This window comes from Pseudobdellovibrio exovorus JSS, from assembly GCF_000348725.1.
In the GTDB taxonomy this organism is placed as follows: Bacteria; Bdellovibrionota; Bdellovibrionia; order Bdellovibrionales; family Bdellovibrionaceae; genus Pseudobdellovibrio; species Pseudobdellovibrio exovorus.
Genome location: NC_020813.1, coordinates 60,243 through 82,939, shown reverse-complemented (window position 1 = coordinate 82,939; position 22,697 = coordinate 60,243). Strand labels below are relative to the sequence as shown.

Annotated in this window: 20 protein-coding genes; 4 read left to right on the top strand and 16 right to left on the bottom strand. The window is 43.5% G+C overall.

Annotated elements, in window-relative coordinates; genetic code table 11:
- Positions 1 to 8 precede the first annotated feature (8 nt).
- Positions 9 to 1,088 (bottom strand): peptide chain release factor 1, encoded by a 1,080-nt coding sequence (gene prfA / locus A11Q_RS00410; protein ID WP_015468793.1) that lies wholly within the window; start codon positions 1,086 to 1,088, stop codon positions 9 to 11.
- A 135-nt stretch (positions 1,089 to 1,223) separates the two neighbouring features.
- Entirely contained in the window at positions 1,224 to 1,472 is a 249-nt protein-coding gene (locus tag A11Q_RS00405) for a type B 50S ribosomal protein L31 (protein ID WP_015468792.1), read from the bottom strand.
- 156 nt (positions 1,473 to 1,628) lie between these two features.
- Between A11Q_RS00405 and A11Q_RS00400 the strand changes: the two genes are divergently transcribed.
- Positions 1,629 to 2,318, top strand: a complete 690-nt coding sequence (locus tag A11Q_RS00400; RefSeq protein ID WP_015468791.1) for an NAD(P)H-binding protein — start codon at positions 1,629 to 1,631, stop codon at positions 2,316 to 2,318.
- A 3-nt stretch (positions 2,319 to 2,321) separates the two neighbouring features.
- Here A11Q_RS00400 and A11Q_RS13210 read toward each other — a convergent pair whose 3' ends face one another.
- From A11Q_RS13210 to rho, 4 genes are all read right to left on the bottom strand, one after another.
- Positions 2,322 to 4,022 carry an RDD family protein gene (locus A11Q_RS13210; RefSeq protein ID WP_051056717.1) on the bottom strand — a complete coding sequence of 567 codons (1,701 nt, stop codon included), beginning with the start codon at positions 4,020 to 4,022 and terminating at the stop codon, positions 2,322 to 2,324.
- A 104-nt stretch (positions 4,023 to 4,126) separates the two neighbouring features.
- A complete protein-coding gene (locus A11Q_RS00390; RefSeq protein ID WP_015468789.1) occupies positions 4,127 to 4,759 on the bottom strand; it encodes a hypothetical protein in 633 nt (210 codons plus the stop codon).
- A 27-nt stretch (positions 4,760 to 4,786) separates the two neighbouring features.
- Entirely contained in the window at positions 4,787 to 5,671 is an 885-nt protein-coding gene (locus A11Q_RS00385; protein ID WP_015468788.1) for a hypothetical protein, read from the bottom strand.
- 2 nt (positions 5,672 to 5,673) lie between these two features.
- Complete coding sequence (gene rho / locus A11Q_RS00380) at positions 5,674 to 7,440, bottom strand: transcription termination factor Rho (RefSeq protein ID WP_015468787.1); 1,767 nt, start codon at positions 7,438 to 7,440, stop codon at positions 5,674 to 5,676.
- Positions 7,441 to 7,675: 235 nt separating this feature from the next.
- On the opposite strand from rho, the gene A11Q_RS00375 reads away from it, so the two are divergent.
- The gene (locus tag A11Q_RS00375; RefSeq protein WP_015468786.1) at positions 7,676 to 8,041 is read left to right on the top strand and encodes a PilZ domain-containing protein; all 366 of its coding nucleotides are present in this window, start codon (positions 7,676 to 7,678) and stop codon (positions 8,039 to 8,041) included.
- 158 nt (positions 8,042 to 8,199) lie between these two features.
- Here the strand turns inward: A11Q_RS00375 and A11Q_RS00370 are convergent, their stop codons facing one another.
- From A11Q_RS00370 to gatC, 6 genes are all read right to left on the bottom strand, one after another.
- Complete coding sequence (locus A11Q_RS00370) at positions 8,200 to 9,741, bottom strand: hypothetical protein (protein WP_015468785.1); 1,542 nt, start codon at positions 9,739 to 9,741, stop codon at positions 8,200 to 8,202.
- 176 nt (positions 9,742 to 9,917) lie between these two features.
- Entirely contained in the window at positions 9,918 to 10,526 is a 609-nt protein-coding gene (locus A11Q_RS00365) for a DUF192 domain-containing protein (RefSeq protein ID WP_083860452.1), read from the bottom strand.
- Entirely contained in the window at positions 10,462 to 11,406 is a 945-nt protein-coding gene (locus tag A11Q_RS00360; RefSeq protein ID WP_015468783.1) for a Ppx/GppA phosphatase family protein, read from the bottom strand. The genes A11Q_RS00365 and A11Q_RS00360 overlap by 65 nt, the downstream gene beginning before the upstream one ends.
- Entirely contained in the window at positions 11,406 to 12,854 is a 1,449-nt protein-coding gene (gatB, locus tag A11Q_RS00355) for an Asp-tRNA(Asn)/Glu-tRNA(Gln) amidotransferase subunit GatB (RefSeq protein WP_015468782.1), read from the bottom strand. Before gatB ends, A11Q_RS00360 begins: the two co-directional genes overlap by 1 nt.
- Positions 12,844 to 14,316, bottom strand: coding sequence for an Asp-tRNA(Asn)/Glu-tRNA(Gln) amidotransferase subunit GatA (gene gatA, locus A11Q_RS00350; RefSeq protein ID WP_015468781.1), 1,473 nt, complete (start codon positions 14,314 to 14,316; stop codon positions 12,844 to 12,846). Before gatA ends, gatB begins: the two co-directional genes overlap by 11 nt.
- Before the next feature lie 25 nt (positions 14,317 to 14,341).
- Positions 14,342 to 14,626: an Asp-tRNA(Asn)/Glu-tRNA(Gln) amidotransferase subunit GatC gene (gene gatC, locus A11Q_RS00345; protein WP_015468780.1), complete on the bottom strand. Its 285-nt coding sequence runs from the start codon at positions 14,624 to 14,626 to the stop codon at positions 14,342 to 14,344.
- 90 nt (positions 14,627 to 14,716) lie between these two features.
- On the opposite strand from gatC, the gene ligA reads away from it, so the two are divergent.
- Positions 14,717 to 16,714 (top strand): NAD-dependent DNA ligase LigA, encoded by a 1,998-nt coding sequence (ligA, locus tag A11Q_RS00340; protein ID WP_015468779.1) that lies wholly within the window; start codon positions 14,717 to 14,719, stop codon positions 16,712 to 16,714.
- Positions 16,715 to 16,854: 140 nt separating this feature from the next.
- Here ligA and A11Q_RS00335 read toward each other — a convergent pair whose 3' ends face one another.
- The 3 genes from A11Q_RS00335 to A11Q_RS00325 all read right to left on the bottom strand — a co-directional run bounded on the left by A11Q_RS00335 (position 16,855) and on the right by A11Q_RS00325 (position 19,368).
- Complete coding sequence (locus A11Q_RS00335) at positions 16,855 to 17,055, bottom strand: hypothetical protein (protein WP_015468778.1); 201 nt, start codon at positions 17,053 to 17,055, stop codon at positions 16,855 to 16,857.
- A gap of 131 nt (positions 17,056 to 17,186) precedes the next feature.
- Entirely contained in the window at positions 17,187 to 17,831 is a 645-nt protein-coding gene (locus A11Q_RS00330; protein WP_015468777.1) for a YiaD family glycine zipper/OmpA-like lipoprotein, read from the bottom strand.
- Between the two features lie 88 nt (positions 17,832 to 17,919).
- Positions 17,920 to 19,368 (bottom strand): metallophosphoesterase, encoded by a 1,449-nt coding sequence (locus A11Q_RS00325; RefSeq protein WP_015468776.1) that lies wholly within the window; start codon positions 19,366 to 19,368, stop codon positions 17,920 to 17,922.
- Between the two features lie 34 nt (positions 19,369 to 19,402).
- Here A11Q_RS00325 and murD point away from each other — a divergent pair, with 34 nt between their 5' ends.
- Complete coding sequence (gene murD, locus A11Q_RS00320; RefSeq protein WP_015468775.1) at positions 19,403 to 20,695, top strand: UDP-N-acetylmuramoyl-L-alanine--D-glutamate ligase; 1,293 nt, start codon at positions 19,403 to 19,405, stop codon at positions 20,693 to 20,695.
- Between the two features lie 14 nt (positions 20,696 to 20,709).
- On the opposite strand, the gene A11Q_RS00315 is transcribed toward murD, so the two are convergent.
- Complete coding sequence (locus A11Q_RS00315; RefSeq protein ID WP_015468774.1) at positions 20,710 to 22,692, bottom strand: carboxypeptidase-like regulatory domain-containing protein; 1,983 nt, start codon at positions 22,690 to 22,692, stop codon at positions 20,710 to 20,712.
- Positions 22,693 to 22,697: the final 5 nt, after the last annotated feature.

Here is a 22,697-nt window from a genome sequence, read left to right as displayed (position 1 = left end):
AAAGACTACTAGTACGAATTCGTCGATTGTTTTTTCAGAGCTTCCGCTTGGAAGTGAGCAATCAATGGATCAATCAAGTATTCCATCTGACCACCCATCACCTGATCTAATTGGTGAATCGTCAAACCGATACGATGATCGGTAATACGTGTTTGCGGAAAGTTGTAGGTGCGAATACGCTCGGAACGATCTCCGGTACCGATTTGATCTAAACGGGCATCAGAAGCCGCTTGGCGAGCTTTTTCATCTTCTAACTGTTGTAGTTTTGTCGCTAAAATTTGAAACGCACGTTCTTTATTGGCTAACTGAGATTTACCCTCTTGGCAGTGAACCAAAATCCCTGTGGGATTATGGTGAAGACGAACAGCCGATTCAGTTCTATTGACCGACTGACCACCGGCACCTGAGGCGCGCATCACGTCGATCGTAATATCTTTCATGTCGATCTTCACTTCATTGACTTCTGCTTCAGGAATCACGGCTACGGTTACTGTGGATGTATGAATACGACCTGCAGCTTCCGTTTTCGGAACACGCTGTACGCGGTGAACACCGGATTCAAATTTCATTTTCGAGAAAACCGCATCGCCAGAGATCATGGCGATCACCTCTTTAGCTCCACCGACGTTACCATCGGTGTAAGACATCAGCTCGGCCTTCCAACCTTGATCAGAAGCGTACTTCGCATAGGCGCGGAAAAGTTCGTCAGCAAAAAGGGAAGCCTCGTCACCACCAGCGCCAGCACGAATTTCAAGAAGGATATTCTTGTCGTCGTTTGGATCTTTCGGAATTAAAGCGATTTTCAATTGATGTTCTAGATTGGGAAGAGCCTCTTCGAGTTCTTTGATCTCTTCACGGATCATCTCTTTCATCTCGGCGTCGGACTCTGCCGTTAGAAGCTCTTTGCTGTCTTTTAAGTTCACAGTTTTCTTTTTGAAATCACGATATAAAACGACAATCTTTTCAAGATCTGAAAGCTCTTTCATCAAAGCGCGGTATTGCTTTTGATCAGACGCCACGTCTGGGCGCTGCAAAGCCATATTCACTTCTTCGTATCTTGATTCAACTTGATCTAATTTTGAAAACATAACCTGTAGCTCCTGAGAATGAGGCTGGTCTATTCAATTAACTGGCAAACGGATGTCTGAAAAAAGCAAAAGCGGCACTGATGTGGCCGCTTTTGTCTGATGCTCTGTATGACCAGAGCCGAAACTCTGAGGAAGCTACTTGTTTTTCGCGTATTTCTTTTTGAAACGATCGATACGACCTTCTGTATCCATCACACGTTGCTTACCAGTGTAGAAAGGGTGAGATGCAGAAGAGATCTCAACTTTAACCAATGGATATTCTTTACCATCAGTCCATTTAGTTGTTTCTTTAGAGTCGATAGTTGTTGTGCCTAAAAAAGCAAAGTCGCAAGAGATGTCTTTAAAAACAACTGTTCTAACTTTTGGGTGTAATCCTTCTTTCATACCATATCCTTTACGTATTGATTTCAAAGACTTAGGTGATAGCATAATCCCAAGCTCAGGCTCAAGCAAAATGTTGAGTAGTTTTTAAACTGCCGTTTTGCCCTGCCTTAGAGGAAGTTATTATTTTATCGAGTATTTTCAGGTGGTTATACGTTTATGAAAACAGCAGTCGTTATTGGGTCCACCGGCTTGGTGGGCACACATTTAGTGGAAAAACTGGTCCATGAGGGCTCTTTCGCCCAAATTCTGGCTATTGTCCGCCGTCATCCGGCCAATTTGGCCGATAGCAGCGGCGTTTGGAATAACCCCAAAGTCCGCTGTTTGACCTTTGATTTCGAAGACTGGAATCAGTTAGAAATCCAAGTGCGCTCGTTTGCGGGAACCTCATCGTTGAGCTTTTTCTGCTGCCTTGGCACCACGATCAGTAAGGCCGGATCACAACAGGCTTTTAGAAAAATTGACTACGAACATGTCGTGAACTTTGCCCGCATGGCGCGCATTTGCCGTGCAGAAAAACTTTTGGTGGTTTCGGCTATCGGGGCTGATGCGAAATCTTCTGTATTTTACAATCGTGTAAAAGGTGAAATGGAAAGCCATGTGACTCGCGAGTTCACTGCCGGTGATCTGCACTTTTTTCATCCGAGCTTATTGCTCGGTGACCGCCAAGAATTTCGCTTTGGGGAACGACTCGCCGTTTTATTTTCACCGATCTATTCGTGGTTAATTGCAAAAAAATTTCGTCCTGTGCATGCCGCACAAGTCGCAAAAGCAATGGTTTTAGCTTCCACTGGAAAATTAAAGGCCTCACGAATTGTTGAAAACGCCGTGATGCTAGACCTTAAGTAGCTGCTACCATTGGTTGTTGGCAGGCGCCCTTTGCTGAAGCTCCTGCTGCATGCGCTGATCGAATGGCGGCAGTGTATCGAAACTCGTTTCAAGTTTTTTATATAAAAAATAATTGCTGTTTTGAGCAATCTTCGCGCGGTCTGCTTCAGTTAACTCTTCACGAGGTTTCCAGAATAAAATCTTGGCAACGACATCCGTCGCATCCTGATTTTCAAATGAATTCAAGTGAACAAGCAAGGGACGCTCTGGATGTCGACGCCCTTGAAACGAAAGACCCACAATCATTCCGCTTCCCAAAGAAAGTTGCCCTATAAAAAGTTTGCCGACTTCGGTTTTTCTATCCAGATTTACATGATGTATACCTAGCTTGTAATAACCCGTAAATGGAGTGCTTGGCATCCCATCCGCACGGCCACTGTATTCAACGTTAAAAGAATGTATTGGCGGTATGTTTTTAAAATACCATTGTGGGTGAAAATTAACAGTACGAAGATCAACATCTTCACCATTCAATGAGCTGAGCTGAAAGCTATTACGAAAAGCTGTTATCGAACCCATCATCTTATTGGATTTTAAATTGATTGAACCCTTCATTTTAAAGTCAACGTCTCCGGAAAGGTACTGAGGATACATCGTTTTCTTTACAACAACGCTGGAGCTTAAAACAGATACGACCTCAGTTGCATCGACGTAAGAAAAATCTTCGATATCAACAAAAAGATCTTCTGAATCCAGATATATTTTTTGTATATTGATGTCACTTTTCACCATCTGTGTGTTTTTAACATGAAGCTTTTTCGCTTCGTAAACCTGCTTATCTGATAACGTGATTTTAATTTCAGAAATATCTATTAAGTCACAAAACAAGGACATCTTTGCCGCTGATGAAGATCTTTTCGCTGATTTGGTTTTGGGCTTGCCGCCAACTGTAGCAGCTGGTCTTTTTTTTCTACTCTGAAAATCTTCCGCCTTGAAGGACGTCAGTTCGATCTTAGATGCACTTATTTGCTTAATGTGAAAATTTTTACCTTGAAACAGATCTAAAATATTATCGTATTTAAAAACAAGGTTTTCCCCCTCGAAGCCAATGTCTTCATTTGAAAACTGAACTTTTTTAAAAGCAAAACCTTGCTTGAGATTCCCGCGAATCCCTTCGATATTAACACCTTCATCTTGTAGCCGATTAGCCCAACCTTTTAGCGGAATCGAAGTATAAAGACCCACAAAGTAAACCACAGCAGTAGAAACTAAAATCGCCGCAAGTGCATGAGTGAACACTTGAAATAAGGAGACAAGTTCTTTAGGTTCGTCTGAAATTACCTGTGTTCTAAATATCTTGTCATGTAAGCCAAGGCGTTCTTTATTGATAAAAATACATAAAAATCCAAAAAACAAAACTAACGCCGAAAGCGGCTTTCCAATTAGCTCGCGCCCAATGATCTGTGGCCAACTGGCTTTTTGATCGTCACCCAAACGGACCACTCGCAGTCCCATGAGTTTTTTTCCTAAAGTAAATCCAAAGAGCGCCTGTGTAATGATGAAATAAAAAAGAATAATAAATTTTTCGATACCGATATTTGCAGATACGGGCAAAAATACCGCGATCGTATACGCCGCAATAACGGAAACCATAAAATCCATTAGAAATGCGACAAATCGCTTTGCATTTGATGCTGGAAAAAAATGCTCAGATGAATCAGTCAAAAGCGGCCCCTTGTTTACACCCTAACTAAACAACGGAGGACCGAGGACGCAACTTTATATAAGATCTTTCACGAACTGTGAGTTTCTCAAAATAAGACAGATGTCTAAAGCCAACAGAACTGTTTTTTAGCTTTAATGCCTGAAAGATAGCGCTTATGAATTTTTTGATAACGCTTTTTATTAAATTTGATCGGCACATGTTTGATATCAATTAAAAACTGCTCGGCCTTCCAGACATTTTTTGTGCTGTAACGCCAATCCGCTTGAGCATCATCCAGATGAGCAATCTGATAACCCGTAATACAACCTGTTTTATCAATGTAAGGTTCATAATACGACAAAGCTAAATCACGTAAAGACCGAAAGATCGGTTTCCGTCCATGTAGTCCTTCGTCGCGCGAACGAGCGACAGAGCCCCATTTTAATTTTCCATCTTTATCTTTTTGTTGATAGACAAAGATCACATGGTCTAAATCGTCGATGCTTTCCAAACTCATCACCAGAGGCGGGTAACCTTGATACTCCAAAATCGCAGCCGCAAGAAAGGCCGCTTCCATACAATGGGCTTTTTTTATTTGTAAAGCTGATGCCGCTGAACGAAGAGTTTCCCCGCCTTTTTCGGCGTTGTACTCCATAGCGCGCAGAAAGCTTTGAACTTTCTGCGGAGTTGAATATTTTTTTGCTAATTTCTGAAACTCATTCGATGTGGTTTTGATCTTTGTGCGACTAGTAGCCATACTGCGTCCGTAAATAGGGCCTGGCACCTATGGCTGTAGATCAGGAACCAAAACGGCTCCTAATTGTAGACAAGAGTCGGACTCCGAAAACTCTAAGATCATCTTGTCGTCACTTTTTGTTTTGTAAATGAATGTTAACCCTGAAGACTCTGCATTTTCACTTTGGTTTTCTTCAAACTCAACATCGGAACCAGAAGTCAATCGCGTTACTAAGTTCATAATGTCCGACATTTTTTCAGGACAGCCAACTTCTGAGTCTGGAAGACCGACCCAAACCACTTCACCCTCTTTAAGAGTTTGTGGTAATAAAGAAAAGTTTTTACTTTTCAAAGCTGCGATCAACTGAGCTGAATCTTCTGTTTTTTTCAAACAGCGTCTTTCTGTCGTTGATTGGAAGGCTTCAATATAGGCTTCGACAACACCGCGTGATTCGCAAATCACTGGCCCCATATAGTATTCCCATGGCTCTAAACCTTTAGCGAAGTTCAAAACATCCATCGCTTTGCTTTTGTCTGTTTTCGCAGCTAAAAAGGCAATGTCTACAACTAGATCTGGATACATACCTTCGTTACGAACAAAACTTTCTTTTTCAACAACAACATAAACACTGCGACAGTTGTCCGCATAGCGCTTGTACTCTGTAATAATTTGATCGAGGCTTTGTGAGTCCGCGATACGCTCAGCTGATTTTTGACATTCCGTTAAAAGCTGACTTGAAACCTCAGGATCACCAACAAATTGTTCTTGAGATTCGTTGGCTTTTTCTTCCAGCTCTTTTGCAAAAGACAAGGCGTAGTAAGATCCGGCAGCAACAGCAGAAACCGCAAGCGTAGCGATGACGGCAATAAGATACTGACGTTTTTTGTTTTGCTTCTGTTCCGGCTGCTGAGGGTTCTGTTCGTTCGTGCTCACGTCTACCCATTCATGCTTTTCAGGAAGTCTGCGTTTGTTTTTGTTTTATCGACTTTATCCATTAAGAATTCCATCGCATCCACCACGTTCATCGGAGCTAAAACTTTACGTAAGATCCAAAGACGATTCAAATCGATCTTTTCAATTAACAGATCCTCTTTACGAGTTCCTGATTTATTGATGTCCAAGCAAGGGAAGATACGTTTTTCCATCAACTTGCGATCCAAATGGATTTCCGAGTTACCGGTACCTTTAAATTCTTCGAAGATAACCTCGTCCATACGGGAACCAGTATCAATCAAGGCTGTGGCGATGATCGTTAACGATCCGCCCTCTTCGATATTGCGGGCAGCACCGAAGAAACGTTTTGGTTTGTGTAACGCATTCGAGTCAACACCACCCGACAGGATTTTTCCTGAAGGCGGCACCACTGTATTGTAAGCACGCGCTAAACGAGTGATCGAATCTAATAGAATCACCACATCATGTTTGTGCTCGACAAGACGTTTTGCTTTTTCAAGTACCATTTCAGCTACCTGAACGTGACGAGTTGGTGGCTCGTCAAATGTAGAACTGACCACTTCACCTTTAACGGTTCTTTGCATGTCAGTTACCTCTTCCGGACGCTCATCAATCAACAAGACGATCAATTTCACTTCAGGATGATTGGCAGTAATCGCATTGGCAATATTCTGCATCAATACGGTTTTACCTGTTCTTGGCGGCGCCACAATAAGGGCACGTTGGCCTTTTCCTAGCGGAGCCATCAAGTCCACAATACGAGTCGTCATTTCGTTTGGAATATGTTCCAAACGCAACATCTTGTTCGGATAAAGCGGAGTTAAGTTATCAAATAAAATTTTATCTTTGCTGGCCTCAGGAGATTCATAGTTCAACGAATCCACTTTGATCAAAGCAAAGTATCTTTCGCCCTCTTTCGGAGGACGAACTGTACCGGTAACAAAGTCACCTGTACGCAGACCGAATTTTCTCATTTGTGATGGAGAAACGTAAATGTCATCCGGTCCTGGCAAGTAGTTGTAATCCGGTGAACGCAAGAAACCGTAACCATCCGGCAGAATTTCCAGAACTCCCGATCCGAAGATGTCCCCTAATTTAGCTGCACGTTTCAGGATTTCGAAGACCATGTCCTGACGGCGCATACCTGCTGCATTTTCAATTTTCAGTTTAGTTGCTAAATCCGTTAAGACCTGAATGTTTTTAGATTTCAGGTCTTTTGAATTCAGCCAGCTTTTTTCCTCTTCGTTCAAATTGATATCAGCTAAATCGATGTCGGCATCACTGTGTGAAGAAGCGTGTTGTGGTTGCTCGTCGTCGCGGAAATCATTGCGGCGATTGTCGCGGAAATCACGGCGTTGATTGTTGTTGTAACGATTTTGATTGTTATTGTTGTTTTGGTGACGATGGCCGCCACCGCCGCCATTACCACCGCCTTGATTATTACCGAACTTACGGAACTGGCGATGTTGTTGCTGTTGCTGAGACCCTTGTTGAGCTGCTGGCTCGCTAGCTGCTGCTGCCGGAGCTGCGCTGGCCGCACCATCTTCTGTTTGCACTGCTGGAGCTGAAACTTCTGCTGCTGCCGCTGAGGCTGCCGGTGTTTCTGTTTTTGTTTCTTGAGTTGTCGTTGGAGCAGATTCGGTGGCTTGAGCAGCCGGAGTGTCAGATGAAGTGGATTCTGGGGCTGAGTCGGTTAGAGGCTTTTTTCTACGAGGTTTCGACTCAATAACAATTTCTTTTTTAGCCAAGCGGGGCTCCTTTAATTAAGAACTCTTGATGATTTGAAGGGTTTAAAGATTTATATCCTTGATTGTTTAATTAATGATTTAATTAATTTTTATAAGATAGGTTTAATATGACTTTGGGTCCGGTCAAAGTCAATTTATTCTGCTTAAAACGTCTCATTTTAAGAATTCTTTAAATTTTTCAAATAGTTAGCCGATATATAAAGACAAGACTTTGTTCACGAGGAAAGGTGAAACGATGACAATGGTTAGCCCTCCAGCCCCACGCACTCCGCTTTATTTAGAGGTGTCTTTTAGACGCAATTACGCACGACTCGATAGCCAAGGCGCTTTGAAAAATATCAGTCTGACTGGTGCTTTTTTAGAAGTTAAAAGTCACGATTTACAATTGAATGAAAAATTAAACTTAGTATTTTCGGTTGGCTCGCGCGAAAGAAAAATCGCAGCGCAAGTGGTTTGGAAAAATGCTCTAGGAGCTGGAATTAAATTCTTACCCACAAACAATCGCGATGTGCAAATCATCGATGATTTAATTTATTTCGTTGAATCGAAACGCATGGGCCATCGCGATTTGATGGATGGTATTTTGAAAAAAGTTTCTTGAGGTAGGCCGTACCTAATCCGGAAATATACGCGATCTGAGCTTCACAAAATAAAAAACCGCAGAATCAAAGCTGCGGTTTTTTTGTTTTTTAGAATTTAATTCGTAATTCGAGAGTTCGGCTTTGCCGCTTCACTCAACGAGAATGACCCAATGAACGACTACGCGTTCATTTCGTTGTTTTGTTGCTCTTGTTCAGCTTGCAATTGCGCCGCTTTTTGTTTTTTTCTGCGGATAATAACAAGGGCTAACAAGGCAACCAGAACACCAAGTGCACCCAACGACATCATCGTGTCGCTATCAAGTCCACCCTCTTCAGCAGCCACTTCTTCATCTAAGTTAATTTTCTTACGTGGAGCTGCCGCCTGTAGATCTTCTGCCGGAGGCGGAGGAGGAAGTTCGGCCATTTCATCCACTGGTGGTGGCGGTGGGAAAGAGTCAACTCCACCCGCTGCCATTGGATCTGTTCCATCTGTTCCCATCGGTGGCATTTCTGTTCCCGTTGGAGGAGGAGGTAAGTTTGCGTTTGCATCCGCTGGCGGCGGAGGCAATGTTCCCATGCCAGAATCAGCTCCACTTGGCATCTGAGATGGGTCCACTAAGCTGGCACCCGTTGTTGGCGGCGGCAATGGTGGAGGTAATGTCGCAGCCATTGCTGGAGCTTCAGCCCAGTAACGAAGAAGTTCACCTTCTTTTAAAGAGCCTTGTGATTCAACGCTGTTAGAAGTCCAAACTTCTTTCCATGCATTATCGAAACCTAAAAGTTCTTTTGATACTTTCTTAAGGTTGTCGCCTTTTTTCGCTACGTATGTTTCAGGAACTAAGCCCATGTCTTCTTGGTAAAGCATAGTACGGCTTGAATCATCCGGACGATTCGGAGACGAATAGTAAATTTTGTCGCCTACACGTGGTGCACGGCTTTTTAAGAAGCTGTTTTCGCCGATTTTTTTCAAGTCTTCAGAGCGATCTGACGCGAAAATCTTCATGCTGATATCAGTTAATGTTTCTTTCGGACGAACAACATAAACTGTATTGATCCAACCGCCATCAGCTCCTTGATATGGAGTTGTGAGCGCCACTTTCTTCAAACCACCCGTGCTAGCTTTCGCCGTAGAGCCTGAAGACTTCGTGCTTGTTCTAACTGTCGATGTTGAGCTTTTTTTCGCAGTTGATTTTGTTGCGCGCTTTTCTGCCGCCTGCAAAGTCGCTGCGACAACCGCTGGATCCGTGATTGGAGTCTCTGTTAGTTCATCAGAGTCATACGAACTGCTGTAAGTCGTCGTTGTGTTCGTTGCAACAGGCGTCTCTGTTAAGTAGCTCGTATCAATTGGAGTTTCTGTGATCGGCGCTTCAGTTAATGGAGTCTCTGTATATGTAGTTGTTGTTTCAACTACTGGAGGGGCATAACCATCAATCGTTGTTGTCGTTGTGGTTTCTGTCGTTGTCAGAGTTCCATCTATTGAATTTGTACCTTCAATAATCGGTGTCTCTGTTAATGGCGTTTCTGTCAGCGGTGTTTCGGTGAACGCCATGTCCAAAGCTGGATCATTTTGTATTTCAGGAAGTTCTAAATCACCTTCAATTTTATCAACATCGGCAGTTTCAATCAGCTGAGTTTCATCTTCTGTCTTCTGAGAAGTACAGCCAGAGTTCACGAAAACCAAGCCAGTGGCGGCAAGCAAAAATACGGTCTTTTTAATCATATTCCTCGTCCTTGATAGAGATCAGAGCATCCAGCCCTGATAAGGTCCTAATCCATTTAAATTACATCACATCACAACGCAGTCAGCAAACCGATTGCAATCGACTAGACCGAAGTCGAATTGACTTTTTTCGACACCGACGAAGGTCGAGTCGAGGGTTCAACTCTATTTCGGCTCTATTTCGACTTCGATTTTGGCTCGGGCGAAGATTGAGACGGGCGTTTAGATGAGGGCTTCAAAATCTCAAGGCGGGTGCCTACAGGAAACTTATTCTTTTCAAACCACCCTTTAGGCATCTCGAGCGCGTACTGAGCCGGAAATCGACTACTATAGGTCGGTAGATTCTGCTGCATCGTCGAAGTGGCCGCCATCTGCTGAATATCCACCAAAACCATTTGGCTATCAAAAAAACCTATATCTAAATCCACAAAGGTGTTTTTCATCCAAAAAGAAAGCGGGCGGGCTTCAGAAAAAACAAATAACATTCCCTCATCCGGTTTAAGGGACTGACGATACATCATCCCATGATTGGTTTGTTCGGGAGTTTCCGCCACTTCAATCGTGATCGTGCGCTGGCGCGCTGGTTTGCTTTTATTATAGCTTAACTTAATTTGACGTTTTTCAAATTGAACAAAGGCCTGTGCGGGTAGGGCCAATGTCGATACACCAATAAAAAACATCATCAACACCGACACTAGAGCATTGTGGCTTTTCATTTGCTTACGCGCGTGTTGCGGTGTGGGCTGTTGAATGGGCACGACGAGCGATTTCAAGGGCGACTCCATAGCGAACTCCTCTGGTCGAAACCAGAATCCGTGTTTGCTGGAAAATCTTCAAGGCGCGCCACAAGGTAAGAGCACCAATTAGAATCACATCGGCGCGACCTTCAGGAATTCCCATTTTAATTTTTTCTTCTACAGTGGCTTTTTGTAATCTTTGTACCCAATGAGCCAACATTTCCTCAGTTAACTCATAGCCATCTATCTTGGCCGCATCAAAATAACCTAAATCCGCTGCGGCCAAAGCTGTTGGCGTTCCTGCCACCGCTAAAATCGTATCCAGTTGAAAACCCAGTGGCATTAAGCTACGCACTTCGTTTAAAGCTTTATCTAAGGATTGCACTACGTTTTGTACTTCAGTATCCGATGTTGGTTGTGCTGTGATAAATTTTTCTGTTAAGCGCACACAGCCAATATCAAAACTTTTTCCCGTTAAAAGTTTCGGCCCTTGTCCAAAAATAAACTCTGTTGAACCACCACCGATATCAATTACCAAAAGACCTTGTTGTGGATTTGTCTGAGCTGACACCGCACCTTGATACGTGATCGTCGCTTCTTTGTCGCCGGCGATAATTTCTAATGGAATTCCATGCTTCTGGGCTAATTGGAATAGTTCGTCTTTGTTTTCGGCGTCTCGCGCCGCCGACGTGGCCATCGCTAAAATTTTTTCCGGCTGATGCTGAGCTATTGTCTGAGCAAATTTTTGCATACAGCGATCGGCTCGCTCAAGAGCCTCGGGATGAAATTTTTTATTCTGATTTAAGCCTTGCCCAAGACGAACCATTTCGACTTCGTCAGAGTAGATCGTGCCAAGGCCTTCTTCCGTCACCTCGGCAATCAGACACAGGAATGTATTAGACCCGAAATCTAGCGCTGCCACTTTCATTAGGCGTTATCCAATTTCTTTTTCAAGATTTGGTTCACCACATCTGGATTTGCTTGTCCTTTTGTGGCTTTCATCGCGGCACCGACAAAGAATCCGTAGACCTTTGTTTTGCCCGAGCGGTATTCAGCTACTTGCGATGCATTGGCCGCCAAAACATCATCGATGATCTTTTCGATAACAGATGTATCTGAAACCTGAGCTAAACCTTTTTCTTTGATGATCTCGTCAGCGGATTTTCGTGTAGTCCACATATCCACAAAAACAGTCTTTGCAATTTTTCCCGAAATTTTTCCGCTGTCGATAAGTTTAATCAACTCAGCGAGGGCCTCTGCTTTTAACGGAGAGTTCTCTACTTCGATTTTGTGTGTGTTCATTTCACGAATCAAATCTGACATGATCCAGTTCGCTGACTGTTTCGGATTTCCACTTTTAGCACTGACGATTTCAAAATAATCTGCCAAACCTTTTTCGGCTGTTAAAATAGAAGCGTCGTACTCTGAAAGTCCCAGCTCTGTTTGAAAGCGTTTCGCTTTTGCCAAAGGCAGTTCAGGCAATTCACGACGGAATTGCTCGACCTGTGTTTCATCTATCAAAATCGGCAGAAGATCGGGATCTGGGAAGTATCGGTAATCCTGTGCATCTTCTTTCGTACGCATAGAATATGTACGATTCTTATCTGGATCATACAGACGAGTCTCTTGAGTGATCGCTTTTCCGGCTTCGATTTCGTCGATTTGGCGATCTATTTCATATTCGATGGCTTTTTCAATAAAGCGGAACGAGTTCAAGTTTTTTAACTCAACTTTTGTTCCCAACTTGTCTTCACCTATACGGCGAACCGAAACGTTACAGTCACAGCGCAAAGAGCCTTCTTCTAAGTTTCCGTCGCAGACATCTAAGTAGCGCACGATCTGTCTGATCGTACGACCATACTCGGCCGCCTCTTGTGGTGAACTCATGTCTGGGCCCGAAACCACTTCTAATAAAGGAATTCCCGCGCGATTGTAATTCACGAGCGTGTAATCACCAAAATGCGTTGATTTACCTGCATCTTCTTCCATGTGGGCGCGTGTGATGCTGATCGTTTTTGGAACTTTATCCACAAGGATGGTCACTTCTCCGTTTTCGCAGATGGGTTTGTCATACTGTGAAATTTGGTAGCCCTTAGGAAGATCAGGATAGAAATAATTTTTTCTAGCAAAAACAGAGCGGTTACGGATAGTGCAGCCCAGAGCCAATCCTGTTTTGATCGCGAACTCTACCGCTTGCTTATTTAAAACGGGCAGAGTGCCTGGCATTCCCACACTGACCGGAGATGTATTTTCATTGTCAGCAGCATCAAAATTCGTGGCATCACCACAGAAAATTTTCGACTGTGTTTTTAATTGAACGTGAACTTCAATACCAATAACGGCCTCAAAGCCTCTGTAAGTTGGACTAGAAGACATGCGGCACCTGTCCTTTCACTGTCGAAGATTCTTCCAAGGCTGCTGCTATGTTGAGTATTTTTTGCTCTTGAAAATGAGCTCCTGTTAATTGCACCCCGATCGGCATTCCCTCGCTCGACATACCATACGGCACACTGAGGCCAGGAAGACCTGCTAAATTGGTTGCGGTCGTGAAGATGTCGTTTAAGTACATTTTCAGCGGATCTGAAGAACGTTCGCCAACTTTGAATGCCGGAGACGTCGTCACCGGACTTAAAAGAGCGTCACAGTTTTTAAATGTTTCAATGTACTGTTCACGAAGTAACCGACGAACTTGGCAAGCTTTGTTGTAGTACGCATCGTAATAACCCGAAGACAAACAGTAAGTGCCGAGCATAATACGACGCTTAACTTCTTTGCCAAATCCTTCGGCGCGCGTTTGCGAGTAAAAATCTTCAAGCGATAGGGACGATAAGTCTTGGAAGTCAGAGCGATAGCCGTATTTGACGCCGTCATAACGAGCCAAATTAGATGAGGCTTCACTGGCAGCAATCAAATAGTACATAGGAACGGCAAACTGAGTTAACGGAATGCTCACTTCAACGATTTCAGCTCCGGCTTTTTTAAGTTCTTCGATCGCACGTTCCGTGGTCTTCGCAATATCAGGATGAATTTCACCACTTTGATATTCTTTTACGATACCGATTTTCATTCCTTTAACATTTGTTGTAAGACTTTTTGAAAACTCTGGAACTTTTTGTGTCGAGGTGGTTGAGTCTTTTTCATCGTGACCAGAAATCACTTCTAAAGCTAAGGCAGCATCGGCCACAGATGACACCATTGGACCCGCTTGATCTAGTGATGATGCATACGCCACGATTCCGTAGCGACTCACGCGTCCGTAAGTGGGCTTGATCCCCACAATCCCGCAAAAATTAGCGGGCTGACGAATGGATCCGCCAGTATCTGTGCCAATGGTTCCCATTGTCAGACGGGCAGACTGAGCCGCTGCAGACCCACCACTGGAACCTCCAGGAACATAATCTGTGTTCCATGGATTATAACATTTACCGAAGAACGAGGTCTCGTTACTTGAGCCCATGGCGAATTCATCTAGATTTAATTTTCCTAGAACGATGGCCCCTGCAGATTTTAAACGGGCCACCACTGTCGCATCGTACGGAGGAACAAAATTACTTAAAATTTTCGAAGCCGCTGTTGTACGCAAATTACGTGTGCACAGTAAGTCTTTAATTCCGAAACTGACTCCGGCTAAAGGACCAACGGCTTCACCTTTTGAGATGCGCTCATCAACTTTTTTGGCTTCTTCTAGCGCCTTATCATTCATGGCGATAAACGCATTTAATTTAGGGTTTAGTTTTTCAACTCGGCCCAAGAAAAACGACGTCACTTCATGTGCCGAAATCTTCTTGCTTTGAACCGCATCGCGAACTTCTGTAAAACTGGCTTTTGTTAAATCCATGACGGCTCCTTATTAGATTGTGCCTTTAAACTACCGGAGGAACTTTGAATAGGTTTCCGGCCTTATCTGGAGCATTTGCCAGCATTTCTTCCGTTGAGTTTTCTTTTTTCGCCTCGTCTGGACGGGCAAAAAAGTTGATCTCGGATGGTGTGACCAGTGGCTCAACACCTTGGGTGTCAATTTGCGAAATTTGCTGGAAGTGGTTTAGAACTTTCGTGAGCTGTTCGCCCAATTCTACCGCTTCTTCTTGGGTCACTTGTAAGCGAGCCAATTTTGCCATATTTGAGATAACTTTTTCGTCGATTGCCATAAGGATGAACCCCTTTTTTAGACAGGAACTAATTAATTAAAAGCTTCTAAGTTGAGTTGTCAACGACAGGTATCCATTATAAAAATAATCATGCCCTCAAAGTCGGTTATTCAGCGCCATAATGAACTAAAAAAGCTGGTCAGCTATCATAATCAAGCTTACCACACCCTCGATAAGCCTGAGATCCCAGATCTTGAGTACGATCAACTCTTCGCCGAGCTTTTAGACCTCGAACAAAAGTACCCCGATCTGGATATTTCAGATTCACCATCGCAACGCGTGGGTGGCGAGGCTATTTCTCAGTTTCAGAAAGTGGCTCATCGTAAACCGATGCTCTCGTTGGCGAATAGTTACTCGGTAGAAGATATTTTAGAGTTCGATCAGCGTGTGAAAAAGTTCCTGCGCTCAGAAGAACCTGTAGAGTACTTCGCTGAACTGAAATTAGATGGTCTTTCTATGGAGCTGGTCTACGAAGAGGGGCAGTTGGTACGCGCGTTAACTCGCGGTGATGGTGTCGTGGGTGAAGATGTGACTCACAATGTTCGCACCATCAAAACTATTCCGTTAAAACTCAAAGGCAAAAAAATTCCTTCGCTTCTAGAAGTGCGCGGGGAAGTTTTAATTTACAAAAAAGATTTTCTTGAAATGAATCAGGCCTACGAAGAGCTCGGGGAAGACACCTTTGCGAATCCTCGCAATGCAGCAGCAGGAACTGTTCGCCAGCTAGATCCGAAAATAGCCGCTTCAAGACCCCTCAAGTTTATTGCCTATGCTTTGGGTGAATATGAAGGCATTACTTTTCCCACACAAAAAAGCGTGGGCGAAACGTTCAAGTCCTTTGGTCTTCCTGTTTTAGAAGACGACTTAACTGCTTGCAGTTCTGACCCACAAGACCTTGTCCATTACTATCAAGATATTGAAAAGAAACGCCAGCAATTGCCTTTTGATATTGATGGCATTGTGATCAAAGTGAATTCGTTAGCACAACAGGAAGATCTAGGCCTTGTGGCGCGCAGTCCTCGTTGGGCCACCGCTGCCAAATTCCAACCCGAACAGGCCGAGACGGTGATTGAAACTATTCAAGTTCAGGTCGGACGTACCGGAGCTTTGACTCCTGTGGCGATCATGCAGCCTGTGAAAGTCGGCGGCGTTACGATCACCAATGCGACCTTACACAATCAAGATGAAATCGACCGCAAAGATGTTCGTATTGGTGACAGCGTTTTAATTCAACGGGCCGGAGACGTTATCCCCGAAGTGGTTTCAGTTATTTTATCGAAACGCCCTACGGATTCAGAACCTTTTAAAATTCCACCCCATTGCCCCAGCTGTAATAGCTTGGCAGCCAAAGAAGAGGGGGAAGCTGTTCTTCGCTGCGTGAATCCTCTTTGTAAATCGAAATTGAAAGAGGCTATTAAGCATTTTGTTTCAAGACGCGCCATGAATTTGGAAAAAGTCGGCGACAAATTAATTGAAGCTTTTGTCGACAAAGAAATGATCCGCTCGTTTTCAGGATTATATGAATTACAGCGAGATCAGTTACTTACACTGGAGCGCCAAGGGGAAAAGTCCGTTGATAACATCTTAAAAAGTATCGAGGCCAGTCGCAAAACCACAGTGGCTCGATTTATCTATGCTCTGGGTATTCGTTTTGTTGGCGAACAGACGGCAAAGCTTTTGGCCGATCACTTTGTCACCATTGAAAAATTTTTAGCGGCAACAAAAGAAGAGCTGGAAACAGTTCCTGAAATCGGGCCGAAAGTTTCCTTATCAATTTTAAGCTCACTAGAAAACAATGACTTTGTTGCCGAAGTGAAAAAGCTCACAGGTTTTATTGAATTTGAACAGGCCAAACGAAAAACTGAGGGTCCTCTGTCAGGAAAAAGTTTTCTAGTGACCGGAACTTTACCCGTAAAACGCGATCAGGCTCACGAGTTGATCGAAGCCAACGGCGGAAAGCTGCTTTCAGGAGTGTCTTCCAAGTTAAGTTATTTGGTTGTCGGGGATGATCCCGGCTCTAAGGTCGATAAGGCACAGTCATTAGGTGTGCCCGTTATTTCGTGGGATGATTTACTGAAAATGCTTTAGTTCACTGTTTGAGTCAGTGTTGCAGATGCGTCTGCGATACAAAAAAGAAAAGACCCAGAGGGTCTCTTCTTTTTAATCTTTTTAGCTTGAACCGCTGTTTGCTAAACCGCATATAAACGCGGATTAGGTACGGCCTACCTTTAGATATGATCGATGATGATATCGCGAGCCATAACAGTCTTACGACCATCAGCTTTAGCTGACTCGATACCTTTTAAGCACAAACGCTCGATAGCTTTTGATAACATATCGATAGTTTCCGCAGAGGTGTTCATTTCACCTTTTTCTTTAATGAATTTTTTAACTTTACTAGTAACTACTAGAACTACTTCTTCAGACATTGATGCCTCCAATCCTTTGATGACTTAAAAAGCGTGACATAGGCGCCCGCTATTTGACAAATAAACCCTCGTTTTTGATGCAGCACACAACCAGCGGCATCCGTTCGAGGGTCCAGTTTGATCAGTTGTTATTATTTTTTAGGAACCTTTGTTTCGTCAACAGTCACTTCCACTTCAACGCGGCGATTTTGTTGGCGTCCAGCATCTGTTTTGTTATCTGCCACAGGATTAGACGGGCCCATGCCCACAGTTGTGATCACGTTAGCTGGAAGTCCATTCGCCACCAGTTGCGTTTTCACTGCTTGTGCTCTTTGCAAAGACAAAGTTTCGTTTGTTTTTGCTGAACCTGTGCTGTCAGTGTAACCCTTGATCGTCAAAACGTTCTCTGGGTATTTTTTCATAATTGTCGCCATTTCAGCTAAGTTTGCGTTCGCCTGAGGCTTCAAATCAGCTTTTCCTGTTTCAAAAAGAATGTCGCTTTTCAATTTAGTGACTAAGCCTTCTTCTGTTCTTTTTGTTTCAGCAACTTTTTCAAGTTCCTTAGCTTGTTTATCCATACGATTACCAATAACGCCGCCAAGGCCTGCTCCTAAAACAGCTCCGATAGCTGCGCCTTTACCTGAGTTACCTTGCTGATTGCCGATCACGGCTCCTAATACACCACCTGCCGCTGCGCCGATACCAACACCTTTTGCTGCATTTGGGTTTTCTTGTGCTGTTTGACAGCCAGACAAAATCAAAGCGATGGCCGCTACTGACATAATTGATGATTTCATGAAATCTCCTTTGTTTTTTATTTAAAAAGTATTGCAACTCTTTTGACGGAATTAACGTTATAGAGGGCTTAAACAGAGTTCAAGATTTTTATGACTGATGCTTTTTTGTATTGAACTGCCGCAGCTCGGCTTTGCGGCTTTTTTCACCTGATTCAGGACCAGCACCTTGGTTCGTCGTACTCGGAGTAATCCAGACATAATGATTGCGTTCAAAAGTTTCCGTACACTCCACATTCGTAAAGGCCGGAGACCACGTGCCCGAATTCAAATGCTCCACAAATCCATAGAACTCATGACGTGGGATATGGGTGTGTCCATAGACCACGCGTTTAACTTGAGCAATCTCGGCCTGACGGGAAAGCAAAGCCTCACTTGGTTGCTTGTATTCTGAAACCAAAGAGGTCACAGAGCGGGCATAGAAAAGGAAAAAAGGAATAAACAAAGCTAATGGAAGGAAAATCCAAAATAGCGAAATTCCTAGGAAATGTTTTAATTGAAACACGATAATATAAATAATAATAAAGCCAAAGCTGATCAAGAAGAGGCGATCTAGCCAAAGCTCTTTTGCAATCAAAATCGGATTATTAGTTGCGGGAACGACGAACAACTCTTGCAGTTGTCGCACCATGGATGGCGTCGCCTGCGAATTCACTGCGGCCGTATTCACTAAGCTTTCTTGGCTGGTGTGACCTTTAAATGTGGTCGCAAAACGATCTACAGTTACATGCCACAGCGTCGCTGTTGAACACCAAAGCCATGTCCACATAATCAACGGCTGTGCCGTCAAAAGATACTTAAAGAAAAAGCGAATGTATTCTGGCACCGACATGATGTAGTTTTTTTCAACATGAGGATTGAATAGACCTAAACCATTCATCATATAACGACAGGCCACATTTCCGAATGGCAACCGAACCGACAATTCGTTGTAGTCCAACAAAAACGGATTCAGTGGGTTTTCGCAGATACAGTAGGGATCTTGTTGATTGCCATGCTCAATCAGCGTGTCTTTATTGCTGATGTAAAACCAGCTGGTGAAAACAAAGTTTTTCTTGTGCTCTTCTGGCAAATCTAAAACTTTACGAATGTAATCCTGCACTTCAGGAAAATGAAGTTCCACATCGTGATTTCCTGGAATCAACACCACTTTGTGACCATTTAAAATAAATTTACGAAGAGCATCCATGAAAGGTTTGTGCTCTTCTAAAATCACTTTAATTTTAAATAGTGATTTTTCCTGTCGGGGAAAAAGTCCGCGGCGCTTTTCAAGCCAATTAACTTTGTACAAAGGTTTATCCGGCAAAGACATCACACTATCAAAGTCAAAAATGTCGCCATTCAAAATTAATTCTACCGGATTTCCCTTAGCTTCTTTTTGAATAAAATCTAAGAACTGCACCAGAGACTCATCAATGTAAAACTCTTTAGTTTTAAATTTTTTCCAAAGCGGATGGCGCGACTTCGTTTGATGTCGTGGCGGTTCCGGATCGGTTAAGTGTAGGTCGCTGATTATCGCGGTATAAAGTAAACTCACCATGACATTGTTTCACAATTCTGTTTAAATTCAAAGTATGAACACTTCTTATCTGAAAAATCTAAAGCCACCTATTGCCATCATTGGTTTAGGAAAAAGTGGTTTGTCCGCTTTGAAATTACTCAACGCTGCGGGGTTTTCTTCAGATCAAATCGTCACTTTTGACGACAAAAATCCGTCTGCTCAAATTCAAGATCCAGCAAAATTACGCGAACGCCGTCCACAGACATTAGTGGTTTCGCCAGGTTTTTCTTTGAAAACCGACTGGATTCAGCAAATGGTACAGGAAGGTGTCTTCTTAACATCTGAAATTGGTTTAGGCGCCAGCGTGTTAAGCACTGAAAAAGTAATTGGCATCACCGGTAGTGTCGGCAAAAGCACGGTGACCTCGCTTTTGGGTTTCGGAATGAAAGCCTTTGATTCCCACTCATTTGCCGGAGGCAACCTTGGAACTCCACTTTGTGATTACGCTTTACGGGTTCTACAAGGTGAGCCGCGTGCCACTTGGGTGGCTTTAGAGCTTTCCAGTTACCAATTAGAAAACTGTGGTCCGCTTAAATTAGACTACTCTATTATTACGTTCCTGTCGGCGAATCATCTTGAACGCTACAATGACCTGACTGAATACTACATGACGAAAATGCGTATCACTGAAATAACTCGCACATTATGTGTGATTAATAAAACCTCTGCCGATGCCGTCCACTATGCTTCGAAAGCTCAGTGCCCTTATCGCTTGGTTCATGCTGACAATTCATCCCGACAGGATTTAATGCCGCGACTTTTCCTTATTGGTTCACACAATAAAGACAACTTTGCCGTGGCCGCAGAAATCGCCATCGCTGCGAATTGGCCTGAAAAAGCTCTGCTCGAGATGACCCATTATCGTGGACTTTCCCACCGCATGGAGTTTGTCGCGAACATCAACCAAGTGACTTATGTAAATGACAGCAAAGCGACAGCAATGGATTCTGTGTTAGTCGCCACAAAAGGCTGCTTAGAAAATATCTCTCCTTCTAATAAGCTTTACCTTTTGTTGGGCGGGCGCGATAAGAATCTTCCATGGCAAGATTTGGCTGTGCTGAGCACACATGAAAACATCAACTGTGTCTTCTTCGGTGCTTGCGGCGAATTGGCCCGCGATAAATCGGGATTACATGGTGAATACTTCACAAAGCTCGGCTCTGCGATTAATTTCTGTCAAAAAAGGGCTCATGCTGGAGATGTGGTTTTACTAAGTCCCGGTGGAACAAGTCTTGATGAATTCAAAAGTTTTGAAGAGCGCGGAGACTTCTTTAAAACTCTTGTTCTAAGTGAAATCGAAGCTTAAATCGAATTTTAGCTTTAATCTTTTTGAAAATGACTGACCGAGATCTGATGATCTAAGACATTGAAAACCTGAGAAAAAATACGATCTGTTTTGCGCTCTTGCAGAACCACTTCGCGCATTCCCACGGGAACATTGAAAAGAATAAATCCGCCACCTGTAGTCAGTGTCGTGGTGACGTGCCCAGTTGAATCGAAGTAAAGAACATCGTTTTTAGAAAAGCTCTCACTTACAAGATAAGCATCATAAACAAGGTCCCGCGTGAAACCAATAATGACTCCGCTTTGTGGCATCACATTGATTTTATACGTGCGAATCGCCTGCAGCAGCCATTCCTCTTGAACTTGCGGCAAGTGCAAGTAGTCTTGTCTTGAATTGTAGTTGTAGCGAACTGATAAATAGCGTGCATCTTGTGGCTTCACAATCACTTCGCTTAAACCCGTTTCTGCATAACTTTGCATTTGAGCTTTGCCACCATTTGTTTCAATAACATCGGCCTGAGATTCTGATGCGTAAGCTTCCGTTTCCACAAGTTCCGAGCTGAACGCATCAAAGCTGCGCAATGTTTTACTGCGCAATGTGCTTTGTGCCGCGATATTTTGAAAAGCAATGGCATCTGCTTCAGCTAAGAACATTTGTCCACCTAAAGCTTGTTGGCGGCGAATCGCTGAAACTTTATAGGCTCCCACATCCAGCCCGACAAACATGAAATAGCCATTTTCAGAGGTGGTCTTAGCGCTGATACTTGGGATCATAAATTGATCGAAATAAATCGGTTGAAGTCCCAAATGACTTTCGATCATCACCTCGGCACCAGCCACAGGTTTACCATCAACTAAAACTCTTCCAATAAGAATCGGAGCATTTTTACTGCGGTAACTGATTTTCTGTAAGTCAGCTACATATTCAACAACGCCTTCAATCCACTTAGAAGTAAACACGGACGTTTCATTTTTATCTGCCGTCTGACGAATAGTCGTTACGTTTTTATAAACACGGCTAGGATCATAAAATCTAGAAATTGTCGCCGACCACAAACCAATGTTGCTGAATTTATCGTTCACTTGAGCCAACGTATTTTGGTTATCAAACAACGTCGCTGTCGCCACACTGTTGACTGCTGAAGAAAAAGTAGACGCACTGTCTGGAACGACAGCTTTTGCAGATTTTGTACTGATCGCACTTTTTCCGCTGCCTCCGCTGCCATTTCCACCACTATAACTTAAATTGATCGCCAATGTTGGTGGTTGGCCAACGCGAATAAATGGTCCTTCGAAATACTGCCCTTTACTCTGTAAATTAAATAGGCGGGCACGATCTTCTCCAACTAAGCCTCCCGTGCTGCGATCGCGTACTTGAGCCACCAAGTAACCTTGCGGTGACTCTATTTCGATAGCGTAAGATCCCGTCATCAAATCGATTTGTCCCACTTCACGTGAAATGCCCTCTTCGATGCGACGAATTTCAATGTAGTGATCTACGATGCCGACTCCGTCGATCAATTCGAATTTTCCTTTGATCGTCGCCCACTTTTTATCCGGAGATAAAACAGTCGCCTCAGGAGTCAAAGCGGAAACCGCAGAACCCATGTCGGCTTTTTGTTCGTTCGTTACAAAGTCTTCAGCCACAACGCGCTCGTGTGCTGGGTCCATGAAATCATTTTGAAGTGGATTTGAAAAAACAGCGATCCTCATGCCACTTTCATCCAACGTAGCAAATTCACGTTTACTGAGTTTCATTTCTGTCACTTGCAGTTGTATTTTTTCTGGCTTGATACTGTAAGTGCTTAAGTGTGTAGAAGGAGCATTATTATAGACAGCCGCAGGTTTTCGCTCGTTTAATTTTTGCGCCTGCTGATAAGCATAGAAGGCCGGTGATTTTCTTTCTTGAGTAATCACCAGTGGACGCTGAATAGTGACTACGCGCGATTGCTCTGTTTTCGATGAAAACAAAAACACCGATGCCACCATCAATGACAATGTAAGCGAATAAATGGTCAATTCAG

Excerpts from the sequence above, each read along its gene's own strand:
- gatB (WP_015468782.1), bottom strand. The coding sequence starts at position 12,854 with ATGTCTTCTAGTCCAACTTACAGAGGCTTTGAGGCCGTTATTGGTATT.
- prfA (WP_015468793.1), bottom strand. The coding sequence starts at position 1,088 with ATGTTTTCAAAATTAGATCAAGTTGAATCAAGATACGAAGAAGTGAAT.
- A11Q_RS00360 (WP_015468783.1), bottom strand. The coding sequence starts at position 11,406 with ATGAAAGTGGCAGCGCTAGATTTCGGGTCTAATACATTCCTGTGTCTG.
- A11Q_RS00325 (WP_015468776.1), bottom strand. The coding sequence starts at position 19,368 with ATGGTGAGTTTACTTTATACCGCGATAATCAGCGACCTACACTTAACC.
- ligA (WP_015468779.1), top strand. The coding sequence starts at position 14,717 with ATGCCCTCAAAGTCGGTTATTCAGCGCCATAATGAACTAAAAAAGCTG.
- A11Q_RS00335 (WP_015468778.1), bottom strand. The coding sequence starts at position 17,055 with ATGTCTGAAGAAGTAGTTCTAGTAGTTACTAGTAAAGTTAAAAAATTC.
- A11Q_RS00375 (WP_015468786.1), top strand. The coding sequence starts at position 7,676 with ATGACAATGGTTAGCCCTCCAGCCCCACGCACTCCGCTTTATTTAGAG.
- gatC (WP_015468780.1), bottom strand. The coding sequence starts at position 14,626 with ATGGCAATCGACGAAAAAGTTATCTCAAATATGGCAAAATTGGCTCGC.
- A11Q_RS00370 (WP_015468785.1), bottom strand. The coding sequence starts at position 9,741 with ATGATTAAAAAGACCGTATTTTTGCTTGCCGCCACTGGCTTGGTTTTC.
- murD (WP_015468775.1), top strand. The coding sequence starts at position 19,403 with ATGAACACTTCTTATCTGAAAAATCTAAAGCCACCTATTGCCATCATT.
- A11Q_RS00365 (WP_083860452.1), bottom strand. The coding sequence starts at position 10,526 with ATGGAGTCGCCCTTGAAATCGCTCGTCGTGCCCATTCAACAGCCCACA.
- gatA (WP_015468781.1), bottom strand. The coding sequence starts at position 14,316 with ATGGATTTAACAAAAGCCAGTTTTACAGAAGTTCGCGATGCGGTTCAA.
- A11Q_RS00330 (WP_015468777.1), bottom strand. The coding sequence starts at position 17,831 with ATGAAATCATCAATTATGTCAGTAGCGGCCATCGCTTTGATTTTGTCT.
- A11Q_RS00390 (WP_015468789.1), bottom strand. The coding sequence starts at position 4,759 with ATGGCTACTAGTCGCACAAAGATCAAAACCACATCGAATGAGTTTCAG.
- A11Q_RS00400 (WP_015468791.1), top strand. The coding sequence starts at position 1,629 with ATGAAAACAGCAGTCGTTATTGGGTCCACCGGCTTGGTGGGCACACAT.
- A11Q_RS00405 (WP_015468792.1), bottom strand. The coding sequence starts at position 1,472 with ATGAAAGAAGGATTACACCCAAAAGTTAGAACAGTTGTTTTTAAAGAC.